Below are 19,141 nucleotides of genomic sequence, written 5' to 3'. Positions count from 1 at the left end.
GCCCGCGGCATCCGCCCGCCGGTGCGGTGTGAAGAGCCACGCGGCATCCGCTCGTCGATACACTGGCGGCATGGCAGATGCAACGTTCGACATCGTTTCCAAGGTCGACCAGATGGAGGCCGACAACGCCCTCCACCAGGCGCAGAAAGAGGTCGCGCAGCGCTACGACTTCAAGAACGTCGGTGCGTCGATCGAGCAGTCCGGCGAGAAGGTGCTGATCAAGGCCAACAGCGAGGAGCGCGCGAAGGCGATCCTCGAGGTCTACGAGGCCAAGCTCATCAAGCGCGGCATCTCGCTGCGGTCGCTCGACGCCGGAGAGCCGTTCCCGTCGGGCAAGGAGTTCCGCATCGAGACCACGATGAAGGCCGGCATCGACTCCGAGAACGCGAAGAAGATCAACAAGATCATCCGCGACGAGGCGCCGAAGAGCGTCAAGAGCCAGACGCAGGGCGACGAGGTGCGCGTCTCGTCGAAGAGCCGCGACGACCTGCAGGCGACGATGGCGCTGCTCAAGGGCAAGGACCTCGAGGTCGCGCTGCAGTTCGTCAACTTCCGCTAGCGCGCCCGCGCTGGCGCTGCGCCGCGAGCTGCTGAGTCGCCTGCTGCTCAGCGGCGGTGCGGCGCGTAGCCGCGCAGCCACTGGGTGATCGCGTCGTAGGCGGCCGCACGCACGGGGGCGCGCGAGAGGAACACGTCGTGCAGCGCGCCGTCGATGCGCGCCACGGCGCCGATCTGGCTGAGACGGAGCGTTCGCTCGGCGACCTCGTCGACCACGAGCACGATGTCGCTCGATGCCATCGCCGGGTCCCAGCGGGCCTGCAGGGTCGACCGCTTCGACAGCAGCGTGAGCACCGGGGCGCCCACGTCGATGCGGGCCGCGACGGTGGCGTGCCCGGCGAGCACCGCGTTCAGCCACGCCGGATGCACCGTGAACCCGCGATCCGGCCGCCAGTCGCGGTCGTACTCCCACTCGCCGTCGAACTCCCTCGAGACCGTGCGCGTGTAGAAGCCAAGATCGACGTTCGGCAGCGGCGCGAGCGGGTTCACCTTCGCCCCCCACCCGATGACCGGCGCGAGCGCCTCACGGCCCACCTTGCTCGCCTGGAACTCGAGCCACGGGCTGTTGAGCACGAGCGCGGCGGCGCGACCACGGTGTCGCGCGGCCCACAGGCTGAGCGTGAGCCCGCCTGTCGAGTGCCCGAGCAGGATCAGCGGCCTCCCGTTGCTGCCCCTCGATGCGGCTTCCCCGCCGTCCGAGCCGTCGGGCGTGCCGTGCCCCATCGCGGCGAGCGCGGCGGCGATGTCGGCGTCGTAGTCGGCGAGGTCGGTGATGAACCCGGGCGTCTGGCCCGGGCGGAGGCTGCGTCCGTACTTGCGCAGGTCGAGCGCGAAGAACCGCGCGCCGGCGTTCGACCAGTACTCGGCGAGACCGGGGTTGAAGAAGTAGTCGCTCCATCCGTGCACGTAGAGCACGTCGGCTCCGGATGCCGCGCCTCGCCCCAATCGCAGGCGCCACGGCGGCCGGTGCCGTACGAGGGTGGCCACGACCTCTCCCTCGTTGTCGGTGCCGAGCGGGAGGGTGAGCTGTTCGAATCCGGCGCCGAGCACGTCGGGTCGCCACTGCTCGTCGTCGCTCACCGGCCCCCCTCGCGTCGACACCAGCCTAGGGGGGCCTCGTCATCGGTCGGGGAGGATCGGGTGCGCGCCGACCATCTGGACCGGGCGGCTCGGCGTCCTACGCGAATGCGTCCATGATCCCGAGCGCGGCGGGGAACAGGAGCACGATGAACAGCACCGGGAGAATCGCGAAGACGAGCGGGAAGACGACCTTGATCGGCACCTTCATCGCCTGCTCCTCGGCTCGCTGCCTCCGCCGGACCCGCATCTCCCCCGCCTGGACGCGAAGCACGTCCGCAACGGCGATGCCGTACCTGTCGGCTTGTTGCACGGCGCGGATGAATCGTTTGAGGTCGTCGCAATCGGTGCGGGCGAGCAGAGCCGAGTAGGCGTCGGACCGCGATCGGCCGATCGACATGTCCTGCAGGGTCCTGATCAGCTCGTCGGAGAGCGGCCCGGTGCCGCCGTGGGCGGCCCTGGCCATCGCCGCCTCGAAACCGAGGCCGGCTTCGACGGCGATCGTCATCTGATCGAGAGTGTCGGGCAATGCCAGCTGGATCGCCTTCTGGCGGTCATCGGCACGGCTGCCGAGGATCACCTCGGGCGTGACGAAGAGCAGCAGACCGAAGACGATGCCGAGGGCCGTCTGAAGCGCTCCGGGTGCCAGCAGGATCGCGCCGAGGGCGAAGAGCACCGCGAACACGGTGAGCACGGACTTCACGACGAGGAATCCGCCGACCGTCCACGACCCTGCCCGACCGGCGAAGACGATCTTCCGCTGCACCCAGCCGACGTAGCCGCGCGGCATGACCGCGGCAAGGGATGCCGAGAACGTCGGGCGCTCGACGCGCTCGCGTTCCGCCTCGGTCGGGGGCGCGAGCACCGCGACGACATCGGCCCTGGCGGGGAGCGCCGCGAACACGAGGTAGATGAGCAGCCCGATGCCTGCGGCCACTGCCGCGATGGCGAGGTAGACGAAGAGGTTCGACATGGTGACCTCCTAGAACTTGACTCGGACGGCGAACAGCATCCAGATGGTTCCGATGATCATGAGGATGACGGCGATGGAGAGGGCGGCCCAGCCGAGAAGCGATTCGAAGAACGGCGCGAGATAGCCGGGCTGCATGAACGAGACGATCGCGAACACCGCGATGGGGAGCGCGATGAGGATGATCGCCGAGAGACGGCCCTCCGCGCTGAGTGCCTTCACCTGACGGCGGATCTGGTTCCGCTCGCGGATCGTCGCCGCGGTTCGCTGCAGGACCTCGGAGAGGTTGCCACCGGTCTCGCGGTTGATGGCGATCGCCTGCGCCGCCCACATGAAGTCGTCGGAGCGCATCCGCTCCGCGGTGCCCGTCAGCGCGACGCCCAGGTCCCGCCCGATCCGGGATTCGTTGACGATCCGTGCGAACTCCTCGGAGGTCGGTGCATCGGCGTATCGGGCGACGGAATCGATCGCCTGTGTCAGTCCATGACCGGCCCGGAGGTTTCCCGACACCAATTGGAGGGTGTCGTCGAGCTGGTCGGCGAAGGCGGAGCGGCGCTTCGCAGCTCGGCGAACGAGGTAGAGCTTCGCGAGGGGCGGCGCACTCGCCGCGAAGAGCACCGCGAACACGACCGCCCAGAACGACCCGAACCCGAGGACGACGCCGATCATGGCGAGGACGGCCGCGAGGGAGAAGACCAGCAGGACGAAGGCGGACGGCTGCATCTTGAGGCCCGCGAGCTCGAGCGCCTCCTCTCCGAACATGCGGTTCTGGCGCTTGCCCATCGCCCCGGCGATCGTCGCCACGGTGCGGTCGGTTGCCTTCGTCAGCGCCGAGACGTGCACCGTGCCGGGAGCCAGTCGACGTTCGAGCGGCACGCGCTTCGGCGGCGGCGCCACGACGAGGAAGACGATTGCGAGCAGGGCGAGGAGCGCGAGCACGACGCCCATCGCCAGCAGGCCGTTCACAGGATCTCTCCCACCAGGGCACCGGCACGAGGCCGGTATTGGAAGATCGAGGTCGGAACCTCGATGTTGAGATCGGCGAAGCGCTCCACGAATCTCGGGCGCACGCCGGTCGGGACGGCGTGCCCGATGAACCGCCCGTCGGAGTCGACTCCGGCCGCATAGTCGAACGAGAACGCATCCTGGAGGGTCACGACGTCGCCCTCCATCCCCTGCACCTCGGTGATGCTGACGACGCGACGCGACCCATCCCTGAGCCGGGAGATCTGCACGATGACATCGATCGCGGATGAGACCTGTTCACGGATGGCTCGGAGCGGAAGGTCCATCCCGGCCATGAGCACCAGCGTCTCGAGGCGGGCGAGTGCATCGCGGGGCGAGTTGGCGTGGATCGTCGAGATCGAGCCCTCGTGTCCCGTGTTCATCGCCTGCAGCATGTCGAGGCTCTCGCCGCCCCGCACCTCGCCGATCACGATGCGGTCGGGGCGCATGCGGAGCGAGTTGCGAACGAGATCGCGGATCGTGATCTCACCGCGACCCTCGATGTTCGCGGGTCTCGATTCGAGCCGCACCACGTGCTCCTGCTGCAGTTGCAGCTCGACGGCGTCCTCGATCGTGATGATGCGCTCGTCTCCCGGAATGAACGCGGAGAGCACGTTGAGCAGCGTGGTCTTGCCGGTGCCGGTGCCACCGGACACGAGGATGTTGAGCTTCGCCCGGACAGCGGCGTCGAGCAGGGTCGCCATCTCCCTCGTGATGGTGTCGAACCGCACGAGATCGTCGACCGTGAACGGAGTCTGCGAGAACTTCCGGATCGTCAAGGACGAACCGTCGACGGCGAGCGGCGGAATGATCGCGTTGACGCGCGAACCGTCTTCGAGACGGGCGTCGACGAGCGGCGACGACTCGTCGATGCGCCGACCGACCCGGGATACGATCCGTTCGATCACGCGGCGGAGCTGCGCCTCGCTGTTGAACCTGCTGCGTGACTCGTAGAGCCGGCCGCTGCGCTCGACGAAGATCTGGTCGAAGCGGTTCACCATGATCTCGGACACCTCGGGATCGTCGAGCAGTGGTTCGAGCGGCCCGAACCCCAGCACGTCGGCGCCGATCTCGGTGATCAGCCGATTCCGTTCCGAAACCGTGAGGGCGATCTGCTCGTCCTCGACGATCCGAGTGAGCTCCTCGCGCGCGAGCGCATGCAGTTGCTCCTCGGAGAGGCTCGTGTCGTTCAGCCGAGCGCCGATCCGACGGAAGAGCTCCTGGGCGGCTCGCTCCTTGAGTTCGAGCATCGCCGACGTCGCAGCATCGTGCATCGCCTCGGGTGCCGCAAGGGCCGACCACACGCGGGTGTGGTCTGCACCGCCTGCGGATGATTCCGACCGGCGGACATCCGGGGCGGGGGGCACGATCGCTTCGAGCTCGAGCTCGTCCGCCGGGCGCTGCGTGCCCGATGTCTCGTCATCGTCAGCGCGGTGCGCTCCACGTGCGTGTTGCAGTCGATCACTCAGATTCATCGCGTCGCACCTTTCTCTGGGTTCGCTTGCGCGTGGACACTGCAGCCGGTTCGATTCGCCGGACCACGGCGCGGAGCGCTCGTGCGGCCTGGTCGCGGGAGTCGCGATGGATCAACGGCACACCGGTGTTGGACGCGAGCACGACCTCGACCGACCGCGGCACCGAGACGTCGACGGGGGCACCGATGATCGCCTCGGCGTCCTTCAGGAGGAGTCCGTTGTTCTTCTCCACGAAGTTGAGCACGATGTGCCGGTTCGCGGGGATCATCTGCAGTGCGACGAGCACTTCGAACTCCTTCCGCAGCGCTCTCAGGCTCGGCACCGTCATGTTCGAGACGAAGACGCCATCGGTGGCGTGTTCGAGTGCCACCAGGGTGTGCTCTCCGAGGCCCGGGGTGGTGTCGACGACGACATACGCGAACATCGAGGACAACGTGGTGAGCAGGCCGCCGAGCCCATCCGTCGACACCTCGTCGGCGAGCTCGGGTGCAAGCGGAGCAGGGATCACGAAGAAGCCGTCGGGATGGTGCGTCAAGAGCGATTTCAGCGCCACTTCGTCGTCCTGGGCGCCGATCACATCGGGCAGCGCGTGGTGGACGGTGAGATCGAGCGCGTTGGCGATGTCACCGAACTGCACGTCGGCGTCCACGAGGACCACGGAGTTCGGTTCGACCTCGGCGAGCCCTGCCGCCAGGTTGACGGCGAGTGTCGTCTTGCCCTGCCCGCCTTTCGGCGCGGCGACCACGATGACCTCGCTCCGCACCCCGGGGCCGAGCTCTGGCAGGACCGATCGCTCGTCCATCGGCGCCTCGCGGGGCACGACGTCGACGTCGACGTCATCGGCTGCACTGCCGTCGAGGTCGACGAAGGTCAGCGATTCGGCCTCCGCGATGAGGTCTCGTTCGCCATCAGTCAGTCCGCTCTCGACGAAGGGGTCCAGCCGGCCGGAGTCGACGAGCCATCCGTCGAGCCTGGACAGCAGCGCCTCCATCGTGGTGTCGGCGGCCTCGGGGCTCAGCACGGCATGTATCTCGATCCCGTCGACCCAGTCCTCGAGGTCCGAGCGCTGCTCGCGGACGACGACAACGCCGATCCCCGGGTACCGCTCCACGAGCGCGGTGCTGAGTCCCTTCGTCTCCTCGAAGCTCAGCAATGGGCCGAGCAACGCGATCCGCGGGTCACCGGTGACCTGATCGGCGGCCTCGTCGACGCCGAATGACAAGTACTCGCCCGGCACCGACTGCAAGTGCGCACGAAGGAGGCGACGGAGCCGCGACTCGTACTCCGCACTTCTGCTGACGAGGAGATACCTGGTCACTGGAAGATGTTCTCTCCGGTACGACGAGCCGACCCGGTCTCGTCTGCGGTCTCGGGTTCGAGCGTCAACCAGATGCCTCCGGCGCCGTCCTTCTGCTGTTCGGCCGCGAACACGAGCCTCTCCACCTGGGGTGTCGTGGCCGCGAACGTCACCATGATCGTGCCGACGGTCTCGCTGGTCGACGCGTCCGCCTCGCCGGTGGTGAATCCCTGCCCGGGAGTGACCCGGGTGACGAGCATCTTGTGGAAGGCGAACTGCGTGTCGGTCGTCGGCGGCTGACTGGTCTGGAGGTGGGAGTCGGTGTTGGAGGTGATGACGACTCCGACCGTGCTGCCGGGCACGACGACGCCTCCGGCGACGCGTTCGACCTCCAGGGCCACGGTGACCTCCTGCGTCCCCTCGGGCAGTACCACCTCTCCGCCGGCGGCGAGCTCCTGCGGGTCGGAGAAGCGTGCCGCGATGAGTTGTTCGCCGGGCAGCAGATCCGCGGTGGAGACGAGCCCGGCCAGCTCGTCGAGATCGGTGACGACACCGGGCTGCACGGCGAGTTCCGGCAACTGACCGACTTCGATGAAGTTCTTGACGTCCTCGCCCGGGGTGCCCTTCGGCACCTGTTCCGTGACGAGGTAGACGTCCTCGAATCGCGCACCTGCTGCTGCGCGCTGGTCGGCGCCCTGCACGTAGAACACGAGCGCGACTGCGCCTGCCGTGGCGAGGAGGACTGCGACGATTGCACCGATGACCCGGATCATCTCGGGCGCCTTTCTGTAGGGAGATCTGGCAGATCTTTCATGGAGATTCGTGTCTGAGTGGGCTACGACGTTCGGAGCGTCAGCCGGACGACATACGACCCGAGGTCTGGTCCGTCCCCGAGTTCGAACGCGTCACTGAGCGACACGTAGCGGACGAAGTAGCCCTGGAGTCCACGGGCGCTCCCGCTGAACGTCGGGGCCGCCGCGACGCCGTTGAGATAGCGCTCGGTCGAGTTGCCGCCGAACTTCGTGCCGGTGATGTAGAACGCGGCGAAACGAGAGATCGTGTAGCTGCCGTGGCTGCCTTGGCTCTGATAGAGGTCGTAGAGCGGAACGAGCACCGTCTTGCCGAGGAGATCGAGCTGCGCGTTCGTGCATCCCGTGCCGCCGGGGTTGTTGCCGGTGGTTCCCACGACGACGGCGTTGTCGCCGAGCGTGACCTCGCAATCGCCGTCCGACAGCCATCCGAACCCGCCCGGCGGTCCCGACGGGCATGGTGCGTTCGTGTCGCTCCGCAGGAGGATGCGGGACGGGTTGGCGGCATCGAGAGTCGCGAGTCGGCCGGTGAGCTCGCATTCGGCGATGGCGAGCGGGATCGTCGTGCCTCGGATCGGCACGCCCCATTCGGCGGCGCCGGTCGCGTGCACGACCGTCGCGTCCCCGATGCCCGGCAGCATCGAGGCGAGGGGGTGGCGAACGCCGATGTCCTCGCTGTTCGTGCTGACCGTGACCAGGTTCCCGACGCGGTCGATCGTGACGCCGCCGATGGCCGCGACACCATCGAGTGCGTTGTCGCCTGCGAGGCTTCCGGCGTTCGACGCCGAACACGTCGATTCGTTCCGCGAGCACGCGATGGCGATCCGAAGGGCCACGGCGTCGGCGCCGTTCTGCAGTTGCGCGCGCTCCGCGTAGAGGGCGCCGACATCGACCGCGATTCCCGCGGCCCCCACCAGGGGGATGAGCATCAGGCCGAAGAGCACGGCGCTCGCGCCGCGTTCGGCCCGGAGACGGGCGATCAGCCTCCGCATGGCATTGCCGCCTTCCCGGTCAGCGGGATCGTCGTGCCGAACCAGCCGGTGAGGAGCGATGCGCTGTAGGTGATCGTCACGGTGGTCGTCGCTCCGACGGTGCAGGCGCTCGGCGAGACGGCGACATCGCCTCCCGTGAGTGGCGGGTCGAGTGCCGGTGCCGCCACGATCGCCTCGGCGACGGCGGCGGCCTGATTGTTGCCGATCGCCATGACGCGGGCGGCGGAGCGCGCTGCGTTCGTCAGCGAGATCTGCTCGTTGTAGAGCCGGCTGAACTCGATGACGCCGAAGACGAGGAGGAGGAGGACTGGCACGATCAGCGCGAACTCGACTGCCGCTGCGCCGCGTTCGGTTCGTGCGAGATGACGGGTCATGATGAGAGACCGCGTACGACCCCCGAGGACCTCAGGGGTCGTACGCACGGGCCGATGGTGTCAGAGCTTTCCGGCGACTTCGCCGAACAGGCCGTTGAGGGCTGCGGCGAGCAGGGCGAGTCCGGAGATGATCACCACGGCGACACCGGCGACGATGAGGCCGTATTCGGCCGCGTTGCCGGCCTCGTCGGTGCGGAGGGAGTTGAGTCGCGCAACGGTGCGCGTGTATGCCTTGAGCATTTCAGTATCCTTCGGGTTCGAGGACGGAATTCCGACTGGCGGGTACCAGCGGATGACTGAACGTAACTGCGGGCAATCGGCGTACCTACGCCCCCTTTCGGGGGTTCTGGCCGCGCACGACATGGAAAACCGCTCCCATCGGCCGTATTCCATCGACGAGGCGCACGAATGTCCCCCCGCTCTGGGGGTGTCGGCGCCCCTCCGGAATGGGGTACACGAGTCTCCGTTTCGGGGTACACGCCGCCCCGTCGTGAGAGCGCGCTCAGCCCCCGACGAGCACCACCGCGATCAGCGCTCCCGCGAGCATCGACGGTCCGAACGGGATCGACCCGCGCAGCGTCACCCGTTTCAGCGCCAGCGCCACCAGGGCGATCGCTCCCCCGACGACGAAGGCCGCGAGCAGCCCCACGAGCCACGCCGACAGACCGAACCAGCCGAGCAGCAGACCGATCACGAGCGCGAGCTTCACATCACCCATGCCCATCGAGGCGGGCGAGATGAGCGCCAGCACGAAGTACACGGCGAACATCGCCGCAGAGCCCGTCAGGGCCCACACGATCGGCATCCACGCGCCGGTCGCCCACGTCGCCGGCACGAGCAGTACCGCGACGGCGCCGAGCGCCGGGAAGATCACGGCGTTCGGCAGGCGCTTCTCGGCGAGGTCGACGATCGACAGCACGGTCGCGCACGCGGCGAAGGCGAGCAGCGCTGGCAGCGTCCAGGAGAGCCCGAACCGCAGGGCGAGCACGCCGAAGACGGCGGCGGTGGTGATCGCGGCGGCGAGGCGAACAGTCCGCAGCGTGCGCCGCGGCATCCGCTCGCCCTTCATCGACCGCTCGGCCCAGGTCGCGAGCGGCCACCAGCCGAGCGCGAAGCCGAGCAGCACGGCGACGATCGTCACGACGAGGCTCGACCATGCGAAGGGCATGGTGAGCAGCGTAGTGGCACGACCGCCGCGAAACGGCGCGTCGAGGAGCGGCTACGCCTCGGCGCGCGAGATGTCGACCATCTCGTCGCGGGGCACGACCTTCACGCGCACGCGCCCCTCGGCGGAGCCGAGCGCCTGCTCGTGCTCGTCGAGTCGGTGCCAGCCGTCGAGGTCGGTCCAGCGGATGCCGCGCGACTCGAGCATCTCGACGACCGACTCCTCCGACGGGGACTCGGGGTCCCACCAGTTGCCGAGGTCGTTGATGAGGTGCTTGATGGTCTCCATGGCGTCGGACTTGGTGTGCCCGATGAGCCCCACCGGCCCGCGCTTGATCCAGCCGGTCGCGTAGACGCCGTACATCTGGCGCGCCTCGCCCGTCTCCTTGTCGCGGATCAGCACCTGGCCCTCGTGGTTCGGGATCACGCCGAACTTCTTGTCGAAGGGGATGCCGGGCAGCTGGGAGCCGAAGTAGCCCACGGCGCGGTAGACGGCCTGCACGGGCAGCTCCCGGATCTCGCCGGTGCCGACCACGCCGCCCTCGCCGTCGGGGGCTGTGCGCTCCCAGCGGATCGCGCCGACCCGGCCCTCGCCGTCGTCGACGAGCTCGAGCGGCTTCGCGAAGAAGTGCAGGTGCAGGCGACGCGAGGCCTCGCCGGTCTCGCGCTGGCGCCACTGGTTCAGCACCTTGTCGATGACGAAGACCTGCTTGTTGCCCGAGACCGCCGCACGTGCGGCGTCGTCGTAGTCGAAGTCCTCGTCGTACAGGATCATGTCGATGTCGCGCAGCTCGCCGAGTTCGCGCAGTTCGAGCGGCGTGAACTTCACGGAGGTCGGGCCGCGACGGCCGAACACGTGCACGTCGGTGACGGGCGAGGCGGCGAGGCCGGCGGCGACGTTCGAGGGGATCTCGGTCGACATGAGGTCTTCGACGTGCTTGGCGAGGATGCGCGCCACGTCGAGCGCGACGTTGCCGTTGCCGATGACCGCGACCTGCTCCGCGTCGAGCGGCCACGTGCGCGGGAAGTCGGGGTGCCCGTCGAACCAGCTGACGAATTCGGCGGCGCCGTAGGAGCCCTCGAGCTCGGCACCGGGAATGTTCAGCGAGGCGTCCTTGACGGCGCCGGTCGCGAAGATGACGGCGTTGTAGTGCTTCTTCAGGTCGTCGAGCGTGATGTCCTCACCGAACTTCACGTTGCCGAAGATGCGGATGTCGCCGCGATCGAGCACCTCGCGAAGCGCCGTGATGATGCCCTTGATGCGCGGGTGGTCGGGCGCGACGCCGTAGCGCACGAGCCCGTATGGCGCGGGCAGGTGATCGAAGAGGTCGATCGAGACGTCGAAGTTGCGTTCTGCCTTCAACAGGATGTCTGCGGCGTAGATGCCGGCGGGGCCTGCCCCGACGATCGCCAGTCTCAGCTTGTTCCTCGTCACGTGCGTGGTCTCTCCATCAGCTCTCGCGCTCGACGACCGTCTCTGCGAATCGTGTGAGCGCCTTCTTCACACTGCCCTCGGGCAGCGGCGCGAGGGCGGCGACCGCCTCGCGCGCCCAACGGTGGGCCTCAGCGAGCGTAGCGCGCGTGGCTTCGTGTTCCCGAAGTTCGGCGATGATCGCGTCGACCGTCTCCTTCGACGGCACGATGCGCGAGGCCATGGTGTTCGTGTCGATCGGGTCGGCGGCAGCGGCCGGTGCGGTGGCGATGACCACGTCGCGTTCGATGCGCTCGAGCAGGGCAGCGGATGCCGCGTCGCTGCGCGCCTGCTCGACGAGCCGCAGCATCGGCAGCGTCACGACCCCGGCACGCAGGTCGGTGCCGGGCACCTTGCCGGTCTCGGCCGGCTGCGGCGAGAGGTCGATGACGTCGTCGACGAGCTGGAAGGCCACGCCGATCTTCTCGCCGAACTCGATGATGGGTGCTTCGAAGCCGGGGTCGGCGCCCGAGAAGATGATGCCCGACTGCGCGGCGGCCGCGATGAGCGAGCCGGTCTTGTCGGCGAGCACCTGGATGTAGTGGGCGATGGGGTCGTCACCGGGCTGCGGGCCGACGGTCTCGTGCAGCTGGCCGAGCACGAGCCGCTCGAAGGTTCGCGCCTGCATGCGGATCGCGCCCTCGCCGAGTCCGGCCATGAGCTGGCTGGCGCGGGCGAAGAGCAGGTCGCCGGTGAGGATGGCGACGGAGTTGCCCCACACCGACTGCGCGCTCGGCACGCCCCGGCGCCGATCTGCGTCGTCCATGACGTCGTCGTGGTACAGGCTCGCGAGGTGCGTGATCTCGATGGCCTCTGCCGCGGTGACCACGTCGTCGGTCACGCCGGCGCCGAGTTGCGCCGTGAGCAGCGTCAGCATGGGGCGCACGCGCTTGCCGCCCGCCTGGAGCAGGTAGCGCGTCGAGACATCCGCGATGGTGTCGGCGAACCGCACCTCGTCGAGGAGGCCCGCCTCGACGCGATCGAGCCCCGCGTCGATCGCCTTCGCCATGGCCTTGTCGGCCGAGGTCGCGAAGACGCGCTCGCTGAGCCCGAGATTGGCGGCGAGCGATGAGCCTCGACGGGCGACCGGGTGACTCGGTTTCACGCTCACTAGCCTATCGGGGTCGATCTGCCGTCACGCGCGACGGCCGCGGCGAACCGCACCGGTGCCGATCGCCATTCAGGCGAGTGCGCTCGGGCGAGTGCACTCAGGCGAGCGGCTTGGTCGCGCGGTGCAGCGCGACGACGCCGAGGGTGAGGTTGCGCCACGCGACATCCGCGTAGCCCGCCTCGCGGATCCACGCGGCGAGGGTGCGCTGGTCGGGCCACGCGTTGATCGACTCGTTGAGGTAGTCGTAGGCCGTGTCGTTCGAGCTCGAGAGCTTCACGAGCGGCGGCATGACGTAGCGCTGGTAGATGCCGTAGCCGGTGCGCACGAGCGGAGCGGGAGGCGTCGAGAACTCGCAGATCACGAGACGGCCGCCGGGCTTGGTGACGCGGAAGAACTCGGCGAGCGCCTTCTTGGGCTCGTTGACGTTGCGCAGGCCGAACGAGATCGTGACGGCGTCGAACTCGTCGTCGCCGAAGGGCAGCTTCGTGGCGTCGGCCTCGACGAACACGAGGTTCTGCACGCCGGCCTGGCGCTTGCGGCCGACCTCGATCATGCCGGGTGAGAAGTCGGCCGCGACGACGGAGGCCCCCGACTTCGCGAGGCTCGCGCTCGAGGTGCCGGTGCCGGCGGCGACGTCGAGGATGCGCTGACCCGGCTTCGGATCGACGGCACGCGTCGTGGCCACGCGCCAGAGCGGGGCGTTGCCCACCGAGAGCACGGTGTTGGTGCGGTCGTAGCTTGCGGCGACGCGATCGAACATCGCCGACACCTGGTCGGGCTGCTTGCCGAGATCTGCGCGGGTCATCCCTCGATCCTACGGCGCGCAGCCGGGCGTAGGCTGGGGCGGTGAGTCAGACGGATGGCGCGGCGCGGGCCGCGAATGCTCGGCTCGTCGTTCGCACCGTGGCCGTCGATGAGACGGAGCCGCTGATCCCGCGCGCCGATCCGCGGCATCCGCTCGTGTGGATGCGCCGCGGCGAGGGCATCGTGGGGCTCGGCGAGGTCGTCCGCATCGAGACGACCGGCCCGACCCGGGTCGAAGACGCCGGAGCCGCGTGGACCTCGCTCGCCGCTCTCGCCGAGGTCGACGATCGCGTGGGCCTGCCCGGCACCGGGCTCGTGGCGTTCGGCGCGTTCGCGTTCGCCGACGAGTCCGAGGCGACGAGCGTGCTCATCGTGCCCGAGCTCGTGATGGGGCGCCGCGACGGCCGCGCCTGGGTCACGCGCGTCTCGCTCGACCCGGTCGACGAGGCGACGGATGCCACCGGCTCCGCCGACACCGCCGAGCTCGAGGCCGTGCTCCCCGTGCCGGCGCCGAAGCGACAGGTTCCGCGCGTGGCATTCACGCCGGGCTCGCTGCCGCCCGAGGCATACGAGACGGCCGTCGCCGAGGCCGTGCGCCGCATCGACGCCGGCGAACTCGAGAAGGTGGTGCTCGCGCGCCAGCTCGTGGGCGAGCTGCATGAAGACGCCGGACTTCGGGCCACGATCAACCGGCTCGCCGAGGACTATCCCGACACGTGGGTCTTCGCCGTCGACGGCCTCATCGGCGCGAGCCCCGAGACGCTCGTGCGCGTCGACCACGGCACCGTCTCTGCGCGCGTGCTCGCGGGCACCGCCTCGCGCGGCGCCGGCGAGGCCTCCGACCGGGAGCGGGCGCTCGCCCTCGCCGCGTCCGAGAAGGATCGCGCCGAGCACGCCCTCGCCGTGGAGAGCGCGGTGAAGCGGCTCGCCCCGCACACCGCCCGGCTCGACACGAGCCCCGAGCCCTTCACCCTGCAGCTGCCGAACCTCTGGCACCTCGCCACCGACCTCAAGGGCACGCTCGGCGACGGCTCGAGCTCGCTCGACCTCGTGCGGGCGGTGCACCCGACGGCCGCTGTCGCCGGCACGCCGCGACGCATCGCGCTGCCCGCGATCGCCGAGCTCGAGGGCTTCGACCGCGGCCGCTATGCAGGCCCCGTCGGCTGGATCGACGGCGGCGGCGACGGCGAGTGGGCGATCGCGCTGCGCTGCGCACAGGTCGACGCCGATGGCACCGTCACCGCATATGCCGGTTGCGGCATCGTGCACGACTCGGTGCCCGCCGACGAGCTCGCGGAGACCGTGATGAAGTTCCGCCCGATCGTCGAGGCCTTCGGCGGCTGACCCGCGAGCCGCGTCAGCTCGCCGCGAGCCGCGTCAGCTCGCCGCGAGCCGCCTCTGCTGCTCGGCGACGTCGTAGTCGGCTTTCGGCCACTCGAGCTGCATGGCCTCGAGCGCGTCGATCAGCAGGTGCTGCACCGCCAGCCGCGCGTACCACTTGCGGTCGGCGGGCACGACGAACCACGGGGCATCCGCCGTCGCCGTTCGTTCGAAGACGAGCTGGTAGGCCGCCGCGTAGTCGTCCCAGCGCAGTCGCTCGTCGACGTCGCCGGGGTTGAACTTCCAGTGCTTGTCGGGGCGAGCGAGCCGCTCGGTGAGCCGCGCCTTCTGCTCGTCGCGCGAGATGTGCAGCATGACCTTGATGATCGTCGTGCCGGTGGCCGCGAGCTCGGCCTCGAACTCGTTGATCGCCTCGTAGCGCCGCTCGATCTCGTCGGGCGAGGCGAGCGAGCGCACCCGGCCGATGAGCACGTCCTCATAGTGCGAGCGGTCGAAGACGCCGATGATGCCGGCACCCGGCACCTGCTTGTGGATGCGCCAGAGGAAGTCGTGCTCGAGCTCCTCCGCGGTCGGCTTCTTGAATGCCGCGAGCTGCACGCCCTGCGGGTCGACGGCCCCCATGACGTGCTTGACGATGCCGCCCTTGCCCGCCGTGTCCATCGCCTGGAGCACGAGCAGGATGCGACGCTCGTCGCCGCCCATGCGGCTCATCGCGAAGAGCTGCTCCTGCAACTGGGCGAGGATCTCTGCGCCCTCGGCGAGCGCCTCCTGGCCCGCGGCCTTGTCGCCGTCGAAGCCGGGGTTCGCGCGCGTTCCGGTCTTCGACAGTTCGAAGCCGTCGCCCACCCGCAGCAGGTCGGCGGGGTCTGCGGTCCAGTACGTCTCGCGGCTCATGCGTCCATCCTGCCGAGCGAGCGGATGCCGCGGCAAGGGTCAGCGCGGAAGCGGGACCTCGAGGATCGAGGGTCCGTCGACCCGTGTGCCGAGCGCATCATGCAGTTCGGCGCGAGTGGTCGCACGCGTGTACGCCCAGCCGTAGGCGGCCGCGAGCGCCGCGAGATCGACGTGCTGCGGCGTGAACTGCACCCGGTCGAAGGCATCGGCGGGGGCGGATGCCGCGACCTCGAGCGAATCGAAGATGGTGCCGCCGCCGTCGTTGCCGACGATGAGCTGCACCCGCGGGCGATGCTCACCCTCGCCGAGGAGCATGGACCCGACGTCGTGCAGCAGGGTGAGGTCGCCGATGACGGCGCGTGTCACGCCGCCGCGGGCCGCGTTGGTCGGGGCCTGCTGCGCCTGCGCCTGCGCCTCGGCATCCGGCTCACCGGACGGTTGGCCCGACGTGCCCGACGACCGCCCCGGAAGCTCGACCTGGCTCGCGATCGCGATGCCGACCGCGGTCGCGACCGTGCCGTCGATGCCCGCGAGCCCGCGATTGGCGTGCACCGGGATGCGGCGACCGGGCACCGCGCGGTCGGCATCGCGGATGAGTCGCGACGCCCCGAAGAGGAGCCGGTCGTGCGGCCAGGTCGCCGACCAGACGGCGTCGACGAGCATGCGCCGGGTCACGCGCGCCCGCATCGCGGCGAGCTGGGCCTTCATGTACTCGCGCTGCGCCTCGAAGTCGGAGACGTGGCCGGTCTCGTCGATGCCGTCGCGCTGCAGGGGTGCCGTCGGCAGCCCGGACTCGACGAGCATGCGGCTCGCGCGCACCCAGCGACCGGTCCAGGCCCGCTCCTCGGCGGTCTGCGGGTGCGGTTCGGTGTGCACGGCGCGTTCGAATCGGGCGACACGGCGCCCCGGGTTGAACCACTCGATGCCCCACGGTGCCACGACGATCGTCTCGACGCCGTCGCGCTGCACGAGCGCCGGCACCTCGCGCGAGAGCGTCGGGTGACCGAAGACCACGACCCGCTCGATCTCGTCGCCGAACCCCGGCTCTCGGAGCAGTTCACGGTAGGCGACCACGAGGTTCGGCCCGTAGTGGGCGCCGCTCGAGACCTCGGCGATGAGCGGCCAGCCGCCGTCGCGGGCGAATTCCTCGGCGCCGGGGCCGGCTCCGGCGCCCGCCACGACGATCGTGCGCGGGCCGGCGGCGATGAGCGCGGGTGCCGTCGCCGCATCGGCCGTCGTCGGTGCGGGCGCCGGGCCTTCGTGCAGCGCGGCGGCAGCGACCGATGCAGAGGTCAGCACCGGTGAATCGGTGGGGATCGCCGCGGACAGCGGCTCCCGCAGTTGCAGGTTGAGGTGCACCGGGCCGGGGCCGGGGTGCGGCACGGGCCGCCCGTCGGCATCGCGGCCGAGCGCTGCGGCGACGGCGTCGCGAGCGAGGCGCGCCGCGGCATCCGCCTCACCGGCCGACCCGTCTGGAGCGGCGACGTCGCGTTCGAGCCGCACCGCGCCGGCGAAGATTCCGGGCTGCATGGTCGTCTGGTTCGAGCGGATGCCACGGAGTTCGGCCGGCCGGTCGGCCGAGAGCACGATCAGCGGCACGCCCGAGTGATGGGCCTCGAGCACCGCGGGGTGCAGGTTCGCGACGGCCGTGCCCGAGGTCGTGATGATCGGCACGGGCCGACCCGACTCGACCGCAAGGCCCACGGCGAGGAAGGCGGCGCCGCGCTCGTCGATGCGCACGTGCAGTCGCACGGCGCCCGCCCGTTCGAGCTCCGCTGCGGCGAGCGCCAGCGCCTGCGAGCGCGAGCCCGGTGCGACGACGAGGTCGACGACGCCCTCGCGCACGAATGCCGCGAGCAGCGCCAGTGCGGCATCGCTCGCGGGGCTCACTGAGGGTCGGCGGTCGGGCTCAGCCATTCGGGCGGCCGGACGGGCCGGACTCACCCGGTGTCTCGGGGGTGTCGGGTCGTTTGCGCTCGGTGCCGGCGGTGCCGTCGGGCTGCGCGCCGTCGCCGGTCGGGGCGTCGCGGTCGAGCTCGGCGAGCTCCTGCTCCATGCGCCGGATCCGCTCGTCCTGCTCGGCCTCGGTGCCGAGTCGACGCAGGAAGTCGGCGTCGTCGTCGGGAGCCACCGTACGAGAGCGCCCGCTCGACGAGCGCCCGGCACGACCTCGTCCGATGATGAACCAGAGCAGGCCGCCGATGATCGGCACGAAGAGGATGACGACGATCCACCAGCCGCGACTCAGCCCTCTGACCCGTGAACGGTCGAAGAAGGCGCAGTCGGCGACGGCATAGATGGAGAAGACCACCGCGGCCACGATCAGCACCACGTACAACCGCACCATGGCCCCAGTCTAGGCGTGTGCACGAGGTTCCCGGCTGTGAGTGCGCTCAGCCGCGCCGACCTAGACTGATCGGGTGAAATCCGTGCCCGTCTGGATCTGGTACACCGCGCTGCGGGTGCTGCTGTTCGCCGTTCCGCTCGCGGTGCTCCTCATCGCGGGCGTCAACGTCTGGGTCTCCACCGCGATCGCCGCGTTGTTCGGGCTCAGCGCATCGCTCATCTTCCTGCGCCGGGCGCGCGACGCGATGTCGAGCGACCTCTACGCGGTCCGCCATCGTGAGACGCCGGTCGTGAACGAGGACGACGAGGCCGAAGACGCCGCGATCGAACGCGGCGCCGACGAGCGCTGACCGAGCTGACCTGCGCCGACCGCGGCGCATTCGCTTCAGGGCGCGACGCCCGATCCGATCAGAGCGCGAACGCCAGCCCGAGCCCGATGCCGTAGACGAGGGCCGTGAGGCTCGCGAGCTGCAGGGCGATGATCAGCTCGCGCGGAGTCTTCGCCGTGAGCACGATCAGGCAGGCCGGCAGGGCCGCGAGCAGCCCGAACATGACGAGCCATGCCGTCGGGTAGAACAGCGCGAAGAACCCGACGAGCGCGAACGGCACGAGCATGAAGACCGCGAAGATGATGCGTCCCGCGAGCGGGCCGACGAGCACGGCGAGCGTGCGCTTGCCCGCCACCTTGTCTTGCGCGACGTCGCGCAGGTTGTTGGCCATGAGCACCGCGCAGGCGATGAGTCCCACGCCGACGCCGCCGACCCAGGCCTCGAAGTTGACGGTGAGCGCCTGCACGAACGCGGAACCGGCCGTCGCGATGAGCCCGAAGAAGACGAAGACGAAGAGCTCGCCGAGGCCGTAGTAGCCGTAGGGGTGCTTGCCGCCCGTGTAGAACCAGGCGGCGACGATCGCGACCGCACCGACGGCGAGCAGCCACCACTGCCCGGTCACGATCGTGAGCGCGAGACCGGCGATCGCCGCGAGTGCGAAGAAGCTGAGCGCGACGGCCAGCACCTGCTTCGGCCGCGCGATGCCGGAGCCGGTCAGACGCGCCGGTCCGACGCGGTGCTCGTCGGTGCCGCGCACCCCGTCGGAGTAGTCGTTGGCGTAGTTGACGCCGATCTGCAATGCGAGCGCGACGACGAGGGCGAGCAGGGCCCGCGCGGGGTGCCACGGTCCGTCGGGGATCGCGACGATGCCCGCGCCCGTGCCGAGGGCGACCGGCGCGATGGCGAGGGGCAGCGTGCGCAGCCGCGCCCCCGACACCCAGTCGGCGGCCGTCGCGCGGTCGCGTGCACCGGGATTCGCGGCATCGCCGACGCTGCGGGCGGCCTTCGCGGGATTGCCGCTGCGCCCGGGCGTGCGGGACTTCGCCGCGAGATCGGAGGCGGGGTTCAGGCGTTGGGGTTTCGGGCGGGCCACACGATCATGCTAGTTCGCGCACCTCGGTGGC

Annotated in this window: 20 protein-coding genes; 3 read left to right on the top strand and 17 right to left on the bottom strand. The window is 69.8% G+C overall.

The genetic code is table 11. From position 1 onward, the window contains the following. Window positions 1–70 precede the first annotated feature (70 nt). Window positions 71–559 carry a YajQ family cyclic di-GMP-binding protein gene (locus tag ACFCVM_RS16420; RefSeq protein WP_022891219.1) on the top strand — a complete coding sequence of 163 codons (489 nt, stop codon included), beginning with the start codon at window positions 71–73 and terminating at the stop codon, window positions 557–559. Between the two features lie 47 nt (window positions 560–606). Here the strand turns inward: ACFCVM_RS16420 and ACFCVM_RS16415 are convergent, their stop codons facing one another. From ACFCVM_RS16415 to ACFCVM_RS16355, 13 genes are all read right to left on the bottom strand, one after another. After that, on the bottom strand, window positions 607–1,638 hold the full coding sequence (locus ACFCVM_RS16415) for an alpha/beta hydrolase (protein WP_375837739.1): 1,032 nt from the start codon (window positions 1,636–1,638) through the stop codon (window positions 607–609). A gap of 97 nt (window positions 1,639–1,735) precedes the next feature. Then, window positions 1,736–2,608, bottom strand: a complete 873-nt coding sequence (locus ACFCVM_RS16410; RefSeq protein WP_375837738.1) for a type II secretion system F family protein — start codon at window positions 2,606–2,608, stop codon at window positions 1,736–1,738. 9 nt (window positions 2,609–2,617) lie between these two features. Then, the gene (locus ACFCVM_RS16405) at window positions 2,618–3,571 is read right to left on the bottom strand and encodes a type II secretion system F family protein (RefSeq protein ID WP_375837737.1); all 954 of its coding nucleotides are present in this window, start codon (window positions 3,569–3,571) and stop codon (window positions 2,618–2,620) included. Next, window positions 3,568–5,085, bottom strand: coding sequence for a CpaF family protein (locus ACFCVM_RS16400; RefSeq protein ID WP_375837736.1), 1,518 nt, complete (start codon window positions 5,083–5,085; stop codon window positions 3,568–3,570). Before ACFCVM_RS16400 ends, ACFCVM_RS16405 begins: the two co-directional genes overlap by 4 nt. Further along, entirely contained in the window at window positions 5,072–6,403 is a 1,332-nt protein-coding gene (locus tag ACFCVM_RS16395; RefSeq protein ID WP_375837735.1) for a CpaE family protein, read from the bottom strand. The genes ACFCVM_RS16400 and ACFCVM_RS16395 overlap by 14 nt, the downstream gene beginning before the upstream one ends. After that, window positions 6,400–7,155 (bottom strand): Flp pilus assembly protein CpaB, encoded by a 756-nt coding sequence (locus ACFCVM_RS16390; RefSeq protein ID WP_375837733.1) that lies wholly within the window; start codon window positions 7,153–7,155, stop codon window positions 6,400–6,402. The genes ACFCVM_RS16395 and ACFCVM_RS16390 overlap by 4 nt, the downstream gene beginning before the upstream one ends. Window positions 7,156–7,217: 62 nt before the next feature. Then, on the bottom strand, window positions 7,218–8,183 hold the full coding sequence (locus ACFCVM_RS16385) for a TadE/TadG family type IV pilus assembly protein (protein ID WP_375837732.1): 966 nt from the start codon (window positions 8,181–8,183) through the stop codon (window positions 7,218–7,220). After that, window positions 8,171–8,557 carry a TadE/TadG family type IV pilus assembly protein gene (locus ACFCVM_RS16380; RefSeq protein ID WP_375837730.1) on the bottom strand — a complete coding sequence of 129 codons (387 nt, stop codon included), beginning with the start codon at window positions 8,555–8,557 and terminating at the stop codon, window positions 8,171–8,173. Before ACFCVM_RS16380 ends, ACFCVM_RS16385 begins: the two co-directional genes overlap by 13 nt. Before the next feature lie 60 nt (window positions 8,558–8,617). Beyond that, complete coding sequence (locus ACFCVM_RS16375) at window positions 8,618–8,797, bottom strand: Flp family type IVb pilin (protein ID WP_375837728.1); 180 nt, start codon at window positions 8,795–8,797, stop codon at window positions 8,618–8,620. Between the two features lie 262 nt (window positions 8,798–9,059). Next, window positions 9,060–9,725, bottom strand: a complete 666-nt coding sequence (locus ACFCVM_RS16370; RefSeq protein ID WP_375837726.1) for a prepilin peptidase — start codon at window positions 9,723–9,725, stop codon at window positions 9,060–9,062. Window positions 9,726–9,776: 51 nt separating this feature from the next. Continuing rightward, window positions 9,777–11,156: an FAD-dependent oxidoreductase gene (locus ACFCVM_RS16365; RefSeq protein WP_375837724.1), complete on the bottom strand. Its 1,380-nt coding sequence runs from the start codon at window positions 11,154–11,156 to the stop codon at window positions 9,777–9,779. Between the two features lie 16 nt (window positions 11,157–11,172). Then, window positions 11,173–12,297 carry a polyprenyl synthetase family protein gene (locus ACFCVM_RS16360; RefSeq protein WP_375837722.1) on the bottom strand — a complete coding sequence of 375 codons (1,125 nt, stop codon included), beginning with the start codon at window positions 12,295–12,297 and terminating at the stop codon, window positions 11,173–11,175. A 103-nt stretch (window positions 12,298–12,400) separates the two neighbouring features. Beyond that, window positions 12,401–13,108: a class I SAM-dependent methyltransferase gene (locus tag ACFCVM_RS16355; RefSeq protein ID WP_375837720.1), complete on the bottom strand. Its 708-nt coding sequence runs from the start codon at window positions 13,106–13,108 to the stop codon at window positions 12,401–12,403. Between the two features lie 41 nt (window positions 13,109–13,149). Between ACFCVM_RS16355 and ACFCVM_RS16350 the strand changes: the two genes are divergently transcribed. Then, entirely contained in the window at window positions 13,150–14,451 is a 1,302-nt protein-coding gene (locus ACFCVM_RS16350) for an isochorismate synthase MenF (RefSeq protein WP_375837718.1), read from the top strand. A 33-nt stretch (window positions 14,452–14,484) separates the two neighbouring features. Here the strand turns inward: ACFCVM_RS16350 and ACFCVM_RS16345 are convergent, their stop codons facing one another. The 3 genes from ACFCVM_RS16345 to ACFCVM_RS16335 are packed head-to-tail and all read right to left on the bottom strand — an operon-like array spanning window position 14,485 to window position 17,689. After that, the gene (locus tag ACFCVM_RS16345) at window positions 14,485–15,342 is read right to left on the bottom strand and encodes a PPK2 family polyphosphate kinase (protein WP_375837716.1); all 858 of its coding nucleotides are present in this window, start codon (window positions 15,340–15,342) and stop codon (window positions 14,485–14,487) included. A gap of 39 nt (window positions 15,343–15,381) precedes the next feature. Beyond that, window positions 15,382–17,259 carry a 2-succinyl-5-enolpyruvyl-6-hydroxy-3-cyclohexene-1-carboxylic-acid synthase gene (gene menD / locus ACFCVM_RS16340; RefSeq protein WP_375837714.1) on the bottom strand — a complete coding sequence of 626 codons (1,878 nt, stop codon included), beginning with the start codon at window positions 17,257–17,259 and terminating at the stop codon, window positions 15,382–15,384. Continuing rightward, the gene (locus ACFCVM_RS16335) at window positions 17,252–17,689 is read right to left on the bottom strand and encodes a PLD nuclease N-terminal domain-containing protein (RefSeq protein WP_375837712.1); all 438 of its coding nucleotides are present in this window, start codon (window positions 17,687–17,689) and stop codon (window positions 17,252–17,254) included. Before ACFCVM_RS16335 ends, menD begins: the two co-directional genes overlap by 8 nt. Window positions 17,690–17,762: 73 nt before the next feature. On the opposite strand from ACFCVM_RS16335, the gene ACFCVM_RS16330 reads away from it, so the two are divergent. Then, window positions 17,763–18,038 carry a DUF4229 domain-containing protein gene (locus ACFCVM_RS16330; protein WP_375837711.1) on the top strand — a complete coding sequence of 92 codons (276 nt, stop codon included), beginning with the start codon at window positions 17,763–17,765 and terminating at the stop codon, window positions 18,036–18,038. A gap of 58 nt (window positions 18,039–18,096) precedes the next feature. Here the strand turns inward: ACFCVM_RS16330 and ACFCVM_RS16325 are convergent, their stop codons facing one another. Continuing rightward, the gene (locus ACFCVM_RS16325) at window positions 18,097–19,110 is read right to left on the bottom strand and encodes a 1,4-dihydroxy-2-naphthoate polyprenyltransferase (RefSeq protein WP_375837710.1); all 1,014 of its coding nucleotides are present in this window, start codon (window positions 19,108–19,110) and stop codon (window positions 18,097–18,099) included. Window positions 19,111–19,141: the final 31 nt, after the last annotated feature.

Origin of the sequence: Agromyces sp. NPDC056389 (assembly GCF_042262385.1) — a bacterium.
Classification (GTDB): Bacteria; Actinomycetota; Actinomycetes; order Actinomycetales; family Microbacteriaceae; genus Agromyces.
Note: the sequence above shows the minus strand (reverse complement) of the source record. Positions and strands in the feature narration are given on the sequence as shown.